At 62.9% G+C, this 12,838-nt stretch carries 11 protein-coding genes; 5 read left to right on the top strand and 6 right to left on the bottom strand.

Annotation, left to right across the window (positions count from 1 at the left end):
- Position 1 precedes the first annotated feature (1 nt).
- Entirely contained in the window at positions 2-1,342 is a 1,341-nt protein-coding gene (locus ACJ8PL_RS16625) for an aspartate aminotransferase family protein (RefSeq protein WP_116404113.1), read from the bottom strand.
- A gap of 135 nt (positions 1,343-1,477) precedes the next feature.
- On the opposite strand from ACJ8PL_RS16625, the gene ACJ8PL_RS16620 reads away from it, so the two are divergent.
- Entirely contained in the window at positions 1,478-2,407 is a 930-nt protein-coding gene (locus tag ACJ8PL_RS16620) for a LysR family transcriptional regulator (protein ID WP_016929209.1), read from the top strand.
- A 258-nt stretch (positions 2,408-2,665) separates the two neighbouring features.
- Here the strand turns inward: ACJ8PL_RS16620 and ACJ8PL_RS16615 are convergent, their stop codons facing one another.
- Complete coding sequence (locus ACJ8PL_RS16615; protein WP_115116240.1) at positions 2,666-3,793, bottom strand: iron-containing alcohol dehydrogenase; 1,128 nt, start codon at positions 3,791-3,793, stop codon at positions 2,666-2,668.
- A 229-nt stretch (positions 3,794-4,022) separates the two neighbouring features.
- On the opposite strand from ACJ8PL_RS16615, the gene ACJ8PL_RS16610 reads away from it, so the two are divergent.
- The 3 genes from ACJ8PL_RS16610 (at position 4,023) to ACJ8PL_RS16600 (ending at position 6,687) form a co-directional block, all read left to right on the top strand.
- Entirely contained in the window at positions 4,023-4,781 is a 759-nt protein-coding gene (locus ACJ8PL_RS16610; RefSeq protein WP_016929207.1) for a helix-turn-helix transcriptional regulator, read from the top strand.
- Between the two features lie 220 nt (positions 4,782-5,001).
- A complete protein-coding gene (locus tag ACJ8PL_RS16605; protein ID WP_016929206.1) occupies positions 5,002-6,303 on the top strand; it encodes an NAD(P)/FAD-dependent oxidoreductase in 1,302 nt (433 codons plus the stop codon).
- A gap of 18 nt (positions 6,304-6,321) precedes the next feature.
- The gene (locus ACJ8PL_RS16600; RefSeq protein WP_004933207.1) at positions 6,322-6,687 is read left to right on the top strand and encodes a cupin domain-containing protein; all 366 of its coding nucleotides are present in this window, start codon (positions 6,322-6,324) and stop codon (positions 6,685-6,687) included.
- A gap of 38 nt (positions 6,688-6,725) precedes the next feature.
- On the opposite strand, the gene ACJ8PL_RS16595 is transcribed toward ACJ8PL_RS16600, so the two are convergent.
- The 4 genes from ACJ8PL_RS16595 to ACJ8PL_RS16580 form a co-directional block, all read right to left on the bottom strand.
- On the bottom strand, positions 6,726-7,532 hold the full coding sequence (locus tag ACJ8PL_RS16595) for an alpha/beta hydrolase (RefSeq protein WP_079450054.1): 807 nt from the start codon (positions 7,530-7,532) through the stop codon (positions 6,726-6,728).
- Between the two features lie 94 nt (positions 7,533-7,626).
- Complete coding sequence (locus ACJ8PL_RS16590) at positions 7,627-8,739, bottom strand: class II histone deacetylase (protein ID WP_305179387.1); 1,113 nt, start codon at positions 8,737-8,739, stop codon at positions 7,627-7,629.
- Complete coding sequence (locus ACJ8PL_RS16585) at positions 8,736-9,923, bottom strand: MFS transporter (RefSeq protein WP_442531289.1); 1,188 nt, start codon at positions 9,921-9,923, stop codon at positions 8,736-8,738. The genes ACJ8PL_RS16590 and ACJ8PL_RS16585 overlap by 4 nt, the downstream gene beginning before the upstream one ends.
- A 140-nt stretch (positions 9,924-10,063) precedes the next feature.
- Positions 10,064-10,711 carry a helix-turn-helix transcriptional regulator gene (locus ACJ8PL_RS16580; protein WP_016929201.1) on the bottom strand — a complete coding sequence of 216 codons (648 nt, stop codon included), beginning with the start codon at positions 10,709-10,711 and terminating at the stop codon, positions 10,064-10,066.
- A gap of 481 nt (positions 10,712-11,192) precedes the next feature.
- Here ACJ8PL_RS16580 and ACJ8PL_RS16575 point away from each other — a divergent pair.
- Positions 11,193-12,838 (top strand): arylsulfatase (locus ACJ8PL_RS16575; RefSeq protein ID WP_442531288.1); only part of this gene is annotated, 1,646 nt, incomplete at its 3' end.

Genomic DNA, 12,838 nt, shown 5'->3' with positions numbered 1-12,838 from the left:
CTTATTCGGTGGCGTTGAGGGCGTCGCCGACGGCGTTGATCAGCGCGTCGATTTGCGCCTCGCTGCTGATGAACGGCGGCGCCAGCTGCAGGGTGTCGCCGCCGTAGCGCACGTAAAATCCGCTTTCCCAGCAGCGCATCGCCGCCTCGAAGGGGCGCCGCGCCGGTTCGCCGGGCCGCGCCGCCAGCGTGATGCCGGCCGCCAGGCCGATATTGCGAATGTCGGCGACGTGTTTGGCTCCTTGCAGGCTGTGCACCGCGCGTTCGAAATAGGGCACCAGCGCCTGTACGCGCTCCACCATCTGTTCGCGCTGCAGGATGTCCAGCGTCGCCAGCGCGACCGCGCAGCTGACCGGATGGGCGGAGTAGGTGTAGCCGTGCGGGAATTCGAGCTGGTAGTCCGGCTCGCCGCCGTTCATGAAGGTTTGGTAGATCTCCGGCCGCACCACCACCGCGCCCATCGGCTGCGCGCCGTTGGTCACCTGTTTGGCGATGTTCATGATGTCCGGCGTGACGCCGAACGCCTCGGCGCCGGTCATCGCGCCGCAGCGGCCGAAGGCGGTGATCACTTCGTCGAAGATCAGCAGAATGTCATGCTGGGTGCAGATCTCGCGCAGGCGCTGCAGATAGCCGACCGGCGGCACGATCACGCCGGCGGAGCCGGAGAACGGTTCGACGATCACCGCGGCGATCGTCGAGGCGTCGCGCAGCGCGATGATGCGGTTGAGCTCTTCCGCCAGCTCCGCCCCCTGTTGCGGCATGCCGCGCGAAAAGGCGTTGCCGGCCAGCAGGGTGTGCGGCAGGTGGTCCGCCTCGGCGCCGGCGCCGAACGCCTTGCGGTTGCCGGCGATGCCGCCGACCGAGATACCGCCGAAGTTAACGCCGTGGTAGCCCTTTTCCCGGCCGATAAAGCAGGTTTTGCCCGCCTGGCCTTTGGCGCGCCAGTAAGCGCGCGCCATTTTCAGCGAGGTGTCCGCCGCTTCCGAGCCGGAGCCGGTGAAGAACACGTAATCCAGCCCCGCCGGCGTCAGCGCTTTGATTTTGTTGGCTAGCTCGAACGACAGCGGGTGGCCGAACTGAAACGCCGGCGAGTAATCCAGCGTCGCCAGCTGGCGCTGGGCGGCGTCGGTGATTTCCTGCCGGCCGTGCCCCAATCCGCAGCACCACAATCCGGACAGGCCGTCGAAAATCTTTCTGCCGTCGTGGCTGGTGTAATACGCCCCCGCGGCTTGAGTAATGATGCGCGGCTGCGCTTTAAAATTGCGGTTGCCGGTGAAAGGCATCCAATGGGCCTCTAATCCTGCGGCATCGAGGTTATTTAGCGGGTGATTTTCAGCGGCCATGTTTTCCTCCGAACAGGAAAATAAGAGCGATTAATGAAATAAACTGAGTTGTTAACGAATTGTTGTGCGAAATTGACTATGTACCGCTTGTTCTCTACTGTGAATAATCATATGTCGAAACTTACTTAAGGTTTTATGCAAGTAAAAAAGCGCGCGCTGTTAGGACAATTGTCGGATATGGATCTGCGTTTGCTGCGGGTATTCAAGGCCGTGGTCGACTGCGGCGGCATGAGCGCCGCCGAACTGGAGCTGAATATCAGCCTGTCGACCATCAGCAAGCACATCAAGGATCTGGAACAACGGCTGGGCCTGACGCTGTGCCAGCGCGGGCGTGAGGGCTTTGCGGTCACCGACGAGGGGCTGATTATCTACCAGGAAACCGTCAACCTGCTGGCGGCCACCGAGGCATTCCGGCGCGGGGTGGACGAGGTGCACCAGCGCATGGGCGGGCAGCTGCACGTGGCGATATTCGACCATACGGTCAGCAATCCGCAGGCGCAGATCGGCCGGGCCATCGCATTATTCAGCGAGCGCGCGCCGGAGGTTTCTTTGCAAATGTACGTGGAGCCGATTAATACCATTGAACGCGGCGTCATTGACGGGCAATTTCAGGTTGGCGTTATTCCCATGCACCGCAGCGCGGAAAGTTTATCTTATCATTCGTTATTCAGTGAGAGGATGTTCTTATATTGCGGCGCGCAGCATGAATTATTTTCCGGCCCCCATGAAACATTAAATTGGGATCTGCTGCACAATTATGCCTTCGCCGGATTAGGCTATCATTCGCCGAATATGGAACTGAGCCTGCAGCAACATTTGCATCGCAAGGCGACGGGGTTTGCGCAGGAGTCGATCGCCACGCTGATCCTGTCCGGCAAATACGTCGGCTTTTTGCCGGATCACTACGCGGCGTTTTTCGTGGCGCAGAATATGATGCGGGCGATCAAACCGGCGCTGTTCCGCTATCACTGCGAATACTCCAGCGTGCTGCGCCGCTCGCCGGTGCCGCAGCGGGTGGTGAAGCTGTTCCATGAGTGCCTGCTGGCGGCCCACGGAACAGCGTGACGCTTACTGTTCTTTCTTCTTGCCGAAGATTCTGATCAGCGCGCCGACCAGGATGCCGACCACGATGCCGGCGAAGATCCAGCCGATGATGCCCATTTCCTTACTCCTGCTAGTGCGTTGATCTGATTATACCCGTCATACTTGAAACTGCATCTGTGTTGGCTGCGAGTGCGTACGCCAGTCACTTACTTGAGTAAGCTCCTGGCGAGCCGCCTCTTGCCGCCGGGATGCAGCTCCAACTATTTAGGGTAGATATCATCATTCGACGCGAAACGCCTCTTCGATCATCCGTTGCCGCTGCGCCGGCGCATAGTCGATCCAGGAATTCTTGCTGTTGGATTTCTCCAGCGCTACCGCCAATTCCTGGCCGGAAATCGGCAAATCGTCCTGCCAGAACGGCGCGATGGCGTGGCGGGTGATGAAATCGGTCAGGTAGCTCTCCGGGCTGCCCTGCCAGTGCGGGTACAGTCTGGCGGCCAGCTCGGCCATCAGCGCGCGCTGCTGCGGCTGTTCGCTGTTTTCCAGCAGGGCGAGGAACGGCAGCAGCAGGCGGCCGCAGACCTGCCCGTGGTGGTAGTCGCGCAGCGCGCCGATCTCGCCGGCGATGCCGTGAATGACCCCCAGCCCGGCGGCGCTCAGCGTCAGCCCGCCGAGGTAGGAAGCCTGCATGATCGCCTCGCGCGCCGCGTCGCTGCGGTTGAGCGCCGGCCAGGCGGCGAGGAAGTGGCGGATGCCGCTCAGCGACATGTCGCGCGTCATGGCGCCGGCGGTTTTCGACAGATAGGCCTCGAACAGGTGGGTGAAGGCGTCGATGGCGCAGTAGGCCAGCACCTTGTCCGGGGCGCCCGCCAGCAGCTGCGGATCGAGAATGGCGATGTGCGGCACGAAGTTGTTATGGCGCAGCGAAGCTTTCACCTTGCTGATCTGGGTATCGGTGATCACCGCGTTCTGCGTCACCTCGCTGCCGGTGCCGGCGGTGGTGGGAATGGCGATCAGCGGCAGGGTGGCGCCGCTGATTTTGCTGTCGCCCACCTTTTCCATATAGCGCAGCGTTGGCAGCGGGTGCTCAACCAGCGCGGAGAACGCTTTGGCTGCGTCCAGCACGCTGCCGCCGCCGATGGCCACTACGCGCCGCACCTGTCCGCGCCAGCGCGCCACCCAGGCGTCGATTTCCTGCGGCGACGCCTCGTGGCTGACGATCTCGGTGCCGATGAACAGCGGCGCCAGCGATTCGCGCAGGCCGGCGTACACCGGGCCGTTGAGAAAAGATCGGCAGCTGAACAGCAGCGTCGGCTGCGGATCGGCAAGCAGCAGCGGCGACAGCTGTTGGATGCTGCCGTGGCCGAACCAGGTCTGGCGGTTGGCGATGATGTGGCTGACGGACATGAGGTCTCCTTGACGGCGTTGCAGGTCGCGATGCCACAGCATAAGCCAGCGGGCGCGGAGCGGCCACCGCTTTCCCCGCCGCGGCAACCTGTGAGTTGTTTAACATGTAAACGATCGCGTTCTTGCATTTCGGCGCTGCGGATGCTTTTTTTAACAGTACCGGCCGTCGTGCGGCCAACCCCATCCGAAATCGGTAGATTGTTAATGTGTTAATAATGGCGAGGCGGGTATGGAAATTCAGGTTGAACGCTTGTCTGCGGTGATCGATGCGGTGGCCAGCCCACGCTTTTATCCCAGCCTGTTGAACTGGCTGGAAGGGTTTTTCGCCTTCGACAACGCCATCGTCTATGCCTTCGAACGCGGTCGGCCGCCGCATTGCCTGATCAAAACCGAGCGGGAAAACAGCGATGCGGTCAACCAGCTCTACCAACAGGGCGCCTACCTGCAGGATCCGTTTTACCGCGCGCTGAGCGACGGCGGCGAAGGTGAGGTGCTCACGCTGCGCCAGCTGGCGCCCTGCGGGTTTTATCACAGCGACTATTACCGCAATTTTTATCGCAAGACCGGCTGGCACGACGAGGCCGGCGTGCTGCTGCAGCTGACGCCGGAGCGCGGGCTGGGGGTGTTCTTCGGCTCGGCGCGCCGCACGGTGGCGGTGCGCTACCCGCAACGGGCGGATCTGCGCAGCGCGTTGACGCTGGTGAAAAGCGTGGCTCGGCTGCACGGTGAGGTGGTGGCGGCGCCGGCCGAGGCCGCGACGGTGAACAGCGACGGCGCGCAGGCGCGCTATCTGCTGACGCCGCGCGAGCGCGAGATCGTCGATCTGATCCTCGCCGGCTGCGGTTCGCAGCAGATTGCCGACCGGCTGTTCATCAGCCTCGGCACGGTAAAAAACCACCGCAAGAACATCTACGGCAAGCTGAACATCGGTTCGCAGGCCGAACTGTTCAGCCTGCTGCTGACCGCCCCGCAGCGGCGCAGCGCGTGAATGTATCGATGTATCCCCTATAGCTTTCAAGCTACAGCTAGGTGGCCAGGACGATAGTCCCCAGGAGCTTACTTCGGTAAGTGACTGGGGTGAACGTCAGCAGCCAACAACGCTGTGGTTTGAAAGATGAAGGGGACGAATGTCCCTAAGGGGACATAGCGAACGATCCCACTGCTCCCGATAATCCGATGTCATGGCATAGGCAATCGGGAGTGCGGCAGTGAACAACGAAATCGAGTCCTTAACCTACTACGCGGCGACCAAAAAATACGATCTGCGCTTCCCGACGCTGGAAGAGGATCTGGACGTCGACGTGGTGATCATCGGCGGCGGCTTCTCCGGCATCAACACCGCGCTGGAGCTGGCGGAGAAGGGCATCACCAACATCGCCATTCTCGAAGGCCGCTATCTGGGTTACGGCGGCACCGGGCGCAACGGCGGCCAGGTGATGGCCGGCATCGGCCACGATCTGGAGAAGATCAAACGCCACGTCGGCCCGGCCGGGCTGGAAACCATCTTCAAGATCAGCAACCTCGGCGCCGGCATCATCCGCGAACGCATCAAGAAATATGACATCGACGCCGACTTCTGCTTCGGCTACGGCTATCTCGGCAGCAACGCGCGCCAGGAGAAGACCCTGCGCGGCTGGCTGAAGGAGTTCAGGGCGGTGGCGCCGGAGGAGGAAATTGAGCTCTACACCGGGGCGGAGGTGAAGCAGGTGGTGGGCTCCGACGCCTACACCTGCGCGCTGAAACACATGGGCGGCGGCCACGTGCATTCGCTCAACCTGCTGCTGGGCGAGGCCAAGGCGCTGAGCGGCTACGGAGTGAAAATCTTCGAGAACAGCAGCGTGCTCGACGTCGAGTATGGCCCGCGCATCACGGTGCGCACCGCCATGGGCTCGGTGCGCGCCAACAAGATGCTGTGGGCCTGCAACGGCTTCCTCAACGGCATGGAGCCGCAGATCTACCGCAAGACCATCAATACCTACGCCTTCCAGCTGGCCACCGAGCCGCTGTCTGACGAACTGATCCGCCAGATCAGTCCGATCCGCGGCGCTTACAGCGACATCCGCCCGGTGATCGACTATTACCGGGTGACCAACGAAAACCGGCTGCTGTTCGGCAGCGCCACCCGCCTGATCGAATATTTCCCGTCGGATCTCAAGGCCTGGAACCGCAACCTGATGCTGAAGGTGTTCCCGTACCTGAAAGACGTGAAGATCGATCTGGCCTGGGGCGGCCCGCTGTGCTGCAGCGCGAACCTGTTCCCGCAGATCGGCACGCTGCCGGATCGCGACAACGTGTTTTACGTGCAGGGCTACTCCGGCTTCGGCGTGACGCCGAGCCACATCGTGTGCAAGGTGCTGGCGGAGGGCATGAGCGAAGGATCCGATCGGTACGATCTGATGAGCTCGATCCCGCACGTCAACATCTTCGGCAAGGACAAGCTGCGGCGGGTGATGACCACCGCCGGTAAGGTTTGGCACCAGACATCCGGCTACTGGAAAGGCCGCCGTTAACCCTCAGAGGAGAATGACATGAAACCGTTACTGCTTAAACAACCGTTGCCGGAACTGCTGGAGATCGGCAGCGTCAGCAACCTGGGCGCCACGGTGATCGCCGGCACGCCAAACGTCGGCGTGGCCAGCATTTTCGGCGAACCGACCGACAACCTGAACTGCGGCGTATTCAGCTGCACCCGCGGCAGCTTCGTGATGGAGTACCCGTTCGCCGAGCACGCCACGGTGTGGGAAGGCAGCGCCACTCTGACCAACGAACGCACCGGCGAGTCGGTACACTATCAGGCCGGCGACTCCTGGTTCGTCGAGAAGGGCACCCCGGTGCGTTGGGACATCACCTCGGATCGCTTCGTCAAACACTACCTCGCCATCGTCGAAGGCTGACGCCGTCGTGCCCCCTCAGCCTGCTGAGGGGGAACGCCTTAGCCTAACGCCCGCGCAATAAAATCGGTCACCCGCTTGAGGATCTGATCCTTATTGGTTTCGTTAAAGCTCTCGTGCCGCCCGCCCGCATTGATCATCCGTTCGAAATCGTCGCCCTGCAGACGATCGAGCGCGGTTTGCGTTTCGCTCATCAGCACTAACCGATCGTCGTCGCCGTGGATCCATAGCGTGGGCAGCGCGCCGAACCCCGATCCGGCGTTGATGGCGGCGAGGATCCGCTGCATGGCGCGCAGGGTGGGGCGCTTGAACGGCCCGTGCCACACCAGCGGATCTTCCTGATACGCTGCGCCGACCGCCGGATCGCGCGCCAGGGTGGCGGTATCCAGCGGCGCGTCGGGGATCGTCGGCAGTTCGGCCAGATCGGAGATCGCCGTTCTGTCGCCGAGCAGCGGGCCGGACAGCACCAGCGCGCGCACTTCCTCGCCATGGCGCTGCACGTAGCGGGTGGCGATCATGCCGCCCATCGAGTGGCCGATCGCCACCAGCGGCAAGGTGGGGTATTGCTGCCGGAAATGGCTGACCACGCGCTGCACGTCGTCGACCACGGCGTCATAATCCTCGATCAGCACGCGTTCGCCCTGCGACAGGCCGTGGCCGAGGTGGTCGGGGCCGAACACCCGCGCGCCCTGCGCCTGCAGCGTGCGCGCCACGTATTGATAGCGGCCGAGATGCTCGCCGTAGCCGTGCACCAGCAGCGCCAGATAGCGCGGCTTGTCGTTTCCCCAGTCGTGCACGGCGATGTCGCCGTGACGGCCTTTGATAAAGCTGACGGTTTGTTCGGACATGTTATTGTTCTCATGGTGGTAGGGTTGCCCTTCAGCGTAGCGGCTGGCGGCGAGGTTGTCAGGGGCGCCGGGTGCGGCGCCCGCAAAGGGGGGATTACAGGCCGAACTGGCGCGCCAGCGCATCGAGCGCTTCGCGCTGGAAGCGGTTGAAGGCGTCGCGCGGCTGCTGCTGCTGGATGAACGCCAGCAGCGGATCCTGCACTTCAGTGCGCACGCCGCTCAGCTGTTCCATTACCGCCAGCCCGCAGAACGGCACGTAGGATTCGGCGTAGCCGCCTTCGTGCACCATCACCAGCTTGCCGCCGCACAGTCGGTCGGCGGCGTCCTGCACCAGCGCGGTCATGGCGCGGAAGCTGTCGCTGTGCAGCTGCATGCGCGCCAGCGGATCGAGGGCGTTGGCGTCGTAACCGCAGGCGACGATGATCAGCTCCGGCTCGAATTTTTCCAGCGCCGGGATGATGATGCGCCGCATGGCGTGCAGGTAGCCGTCGTCGCCGGCGCCGGCCAGCATCGGCACGTTAACGTTGCAGCCCGCCCCGTCGCCTTCACCGCGATCCTGCTCGCCGGAATAGCCCGCCGGGAAGCAGCCGTCCTGATGCAGCGACAGCGTCAGTACGTCGCCGCGCTGCCAATAGATGTGCTGGGTGCCGTTGCCGTGGTGCACGTCCCAGTCGAGCACCGCCACTTTTCCGAGGCCGTAACGGGCCTTGGCGCGCTCGATGGCGATGGGAATATTGGCCAGGAAGCAGAAGCCCATCGATTGATCCGGCAGGCAGTGGTGGCCCGGCGGGCGCGACAGCGCATAGGCGTTATCCAGTTCGCCCTGCAGCACCGTCTCCACCGCCGCACAGGCCAGGCCGGCGGAGAGTTTGGCGATTTCATAGCTGCCCGGCCCCAGCGGCGCTTCCTCCCCCAGCAGGCCGCCGCCGCTGTCGCTCACCTGTTTGAAGCGCTGCAGGTAGTGGGCGGGGTGGATGCGCAGCAGATCTTCTTCCGTCGCTGGTTCAGCGCTCAGCAGGGTGAGCCGGCGCGACAGGCCGGATACGTCCATCAGGTTCTTCATGCGCCGTTTGGTTTCCGGCGACTCGGCATGGCCGGCGCCCGAGGGCGGTTGCACCCAGCCGCCGACCGGCAGGGTGGTGGCGTGCAGGCCGGTGCTGTGCCAGAAACAGCGTTCATCAAACAAGAAACCGGTTGTTCTTTTCACCTTTCTCCTCCTGTTATACGGCGCGGTGCGCGCGGTGAAGCCAGCGAAATCAACAGCAGCGACAGCAGCGCGCAGCCCAGCGCGCCGAGCAGCAAGGCGTTGAAACCGCCGGAAGATTCGATCAGAGAGCCGGCCAGCGTCGGGCCGATGGCCATGCCGCCGCCGATCACCAGGTTGATGCCGTTCATCAGCTTGCCGTCGTTATCCAGCCCGGCGACCCGCGCCAGAATGAACGGCAGCACGAAGGTCCAGGTGAATTTGAACAGCAGAGCGGCCAGGGCGAAGCGCAGCAGCAAGGGTTGGCCCGCCAGCAGCGCCACGCTGGCCAGCAGCAGGGCGTACCCCAGCACGATCAGGCGCCCGCCGCCGAAGCGCGCGCCGATCAGCGCCGCGGCGCCGGCGCCGACGATGCCGAGCAAGGTGGCGACGGCCAGCACCTGGCCGCTGTGAGCCGGCGACAGCCCGGCGCCGGCGGCGATGCCGCCGATAAAGGTCCAGACCGCGCTCAGGCTGATGTAAAAGGTCAGCACCGCCAGCACGGCGCACAGCTTGCGCGCCAGCGAGGCGGCGGAGCCGCTGCGGGCGGCGCGGGCGGCGGTGAAACCGTTGGGGAACGCCGGGATGAGCGGCAGGCAGCACAGCATGATGGCCGCCAAAATCAGGTAGACCGCCATCAGGCCGAAGTGCGCGAATAGCGGCGGCAGCACCAGCAGCCCGACCGCGCCCAGCACCAGCTGGCCGAGCACCCAGAAGGCATAGACGCGGCTGGGATTGGCGGTGCCGGCGGCGCAGGTGATGCACAGGATCATCAGGGTGCCGCCCGCCAGCGAGGCGATAAAGCGCAGCGGCAGCAGCAGGGTGAAATCCTGCACCAGCGCCGAAGCCAGGTTGCCGGCGATAAACACCAGCGCCGACAGCGTAGCGACCCGCCGCCAGTTGATGCGCCCGATCCACCACCACGCCGGCAGCGTGGCCAGGCTCATGGCGCCGAGTTCGGTGGAGAACAGGTGGCCAATCTGCGCCGGACCGAGCTGCCACTGCGCGGCGAGCTGGGCGGCCACGGCGGGGGCGGTCATCAGAATGCCCGGCGCGATGGCGGCGAAGACGATAATGGCGGTCAGCAGCCGCGGCGGGCAGGGGAGCGCCGCGCCGACGGCGGGCGCGGAAACCGAATCACTGGACATAAACCTTATTCCCCAAGCGTTAAGTGACGATGAAATATCCCGCTCGGCCCGATTGCGGGCAGGGGGAAGCCGCGCCATAAATGGCGAATACGTTCTGGCGTTATTTTTCGGCCGTCGGCAGCGGCGGCCGCTATCGGGCGTTAACCGTGGGCGAGAAAACCGCCGGCGACCAGTTCGGTGCGGTTCACCACGTCGGTTTTGGCGAAAATATTGCGCATATGGGTTTTCACCGTGGACAGCGAAATGCCCAGCTTCAGGGCGATGCGCTTATTGCTGGCGCCTTCGCGCACCAGGTTGACGATCTCTTGCTCTTTGGCGGTCAGCAGCTGCGCCTCGCCGTCGGGCAGCAGATCGCGCGTCGCCAGCTCGATCAGCGGCAGCACCGCGCGCAGTCGGCCGCGCTCCGCTTCGGTAAACGGCGTATCGCGGATCAGCGATACCCCGGCGACGATGCGCTTGCGCTGGCGGATGAAGATCTCCGTCATGTCGCGCATGTCGTTCGGCAGCATAAAGTCGTGGTAATAGCGGCGGTTGCCGGCGATCGCCGCCGGGCTCATGCCGACCATGGTGATGTCCTGGCGATGGAAATTGGCCGGCTGCAGCGGGTCTATCTGCTGGAAGTGGTTCAGGTACTGCTGATGCGTTTTATCGGGCATGCCGTGCAGGATGTAGTGATCCGGCCGCAGGTCGCGATCGACCAGATAAAACACCCCGGCGGACACCGGGATAAGGTGCGTAATGGTCGCCAAACAACTGTTGATAAAGGCATCGGATGCGGTGCTGTGCATGATTCGTGTTCCTCCCTTTATCGTTCAACTGGAGAATGTTGGCGGTCAATATATGAACGATACAAGCATAGTTGTAGCAATTTGGCAACACAATAAAAACATATTAACAACGTGAGGCCGATTGCAATAAAACACATAAATAACAAGATGACACTGCGTTAGTCAGGGCTTTTCAGGCTGTATTCATCGCGATTTTCATTAATAGGTTAATGAAATAATTCACCGCTTTTCCCGCTGAATTTACAGCGCTTTTCAATGCTTGCCTGGGCGAGGCCCTCGCCGCTCTGCGCGTGCTACAACCGGCGCGACCGTCGCCGTCCCTCGTTCTTAAGAACGATAGCCAGGCTTTTCCACCGCTTCCTACACTGCGAATTGAAGATAGCGCCAGGCGGCGCCAAACGTATAAGACGAAAAAATGATGACCTTTCTCGGGCTGAGGCGTCGGGTTGTTCAGTCCACATGACCATACGGGGAACGAACGATGCAGAAAAAAACGCTGGCGGTGGCGTTGAGCGGCGCCTTATCGGGCCTGGCTCAGGGGGCGGACGCCGATCGCCCCAATGTGCTGATCATTCTGGTGGACGACATGGGCTACTCCGACATCAGCCCGTTCGGCGGCGAGATACCGACCCCCAACCTGCAGGCGCTGGCCGAGCGGGGCGTGCGCATGAGCCAGTACTACACCTCGCCGATGTCGGCGCCGGCGCGGTCGATGTTGATGACCGGCAACACCAACCAGCAGGCCGGCATGGGCGGCATGTGGTGGTATGAGAGCACCGCCGCGCAGCCGGGCTATGAAATGCGGCTGACCGACCGAGTGACCACATTGCCGGAGCGCTTTCGCGACGCGGGTTACGCCACCATGATGGCGGGCAAATGGCACCTGGGCTATGTCGACGGCACCAAACCGACCGATCGCGGCTTCGAGCGCGCCTTCGCTTTCATGGGCGGCGGCACCAGCCATTTCGACGATGCGAAACCGCTGGGCACCGTGGAGGCGTTCCACACCTTCTACACCCTGAACGGCAAACGCGTGTCATTGCCCAAAGATTTCTACTCCAGCAAGGCCTATGCCGATCAACTGGAACAGTGGATCCGCGAGACGCCGCAGAATAAGCCCGTCTTCGCTTATCTGGCGTTCACCGCGCCGCACGATCCGCTGCAGGCGCCGGATGACTGGATCGCCAAATTCGACGGCAAATACGACGCCGGCTACCAGCAGGCCTATCAGCAGCGCATTCAACGCCTGAAAGCGCTGGGGTTGATTTCCGATCGCACGCCGATGCCGACGCTGGCGCTGGATAAGGCCTGGAACGCGCTGACGCCCGAGCAACAAAAATATGAAGCCAAGACCATGCAGGTGTACGCGGCGATGATTGCCTATATGGACGATCAGGTCGGCGCGGTGCTGAACACCCTGAAGCAGACCGGTCGCGATCAAAATACGGTGATCGTGTTCGCCACCGACAACGGCGCCAACCCCGCCAGCGGCTTCTACTACGGCTCGAAGCCGGAGTATTGGCGGCAGTTCGACAACAGCTACGCCAACCTCGGCCGCAAGGGATCGTTCATCTCCTACGGGCCGCACTGGGCCAACGTCAGCAATGCGCCGTATGCCAACTACCACAAAACCACCAGCGCACAGGGTGGCATCAATACCGATTTCATCATCTCCGCGCCACAGCTGAAAGGGCGCGGCGGCATCGACCGCACGCCGATGGCGGTGTATGACATCGCCCCGACGCTGTACGACTATGCCGGCATCGACGCCAACAAACCGCTGAAGGCGAAACCGACGCTGCCGATGGTCGGCGTCAGCTTCAAGCGCTATTTCAGCGGCGAGGCCAACGGCGTGCCGCGCGCGACCTACGGCGTGGAGCTGCATAACCAGGCCGCCTATGTAGACGGCATCTGGAAGCTGCGGCGGTTGGTGAAGGCCGGGCCGACGGCGCAGCTGGCGCCGTGGGGGCTGTTCAACCTGCATGACGATCCGCTGGAAACGCGCGATCTGGCCGCCGCTAACCCGGAACGGGTCAAACGGCTGAGCGAAGCGTATCGCCGCTTTGCGCAGCAGAGCATGGTCATTGAAGCCAAAGGCGCAGCGATCGACTATCTCGGCGTTGACGC

Source organism: Serratia sp. CY83965, from assembly GCF_052166375.1.
Taxonomy (GTDB): Bacteria; Pseudomonadota; Gammaproteobacteria; order Enterobacterales; family Enterobacteriaceae; genus Serratia; species Serratia marcescens.
The sequence above is the reverse complement of the archived record's forward strand: the minus strand, read 5'-3'. Positions and strand labels throughout refer to the sequence as shown.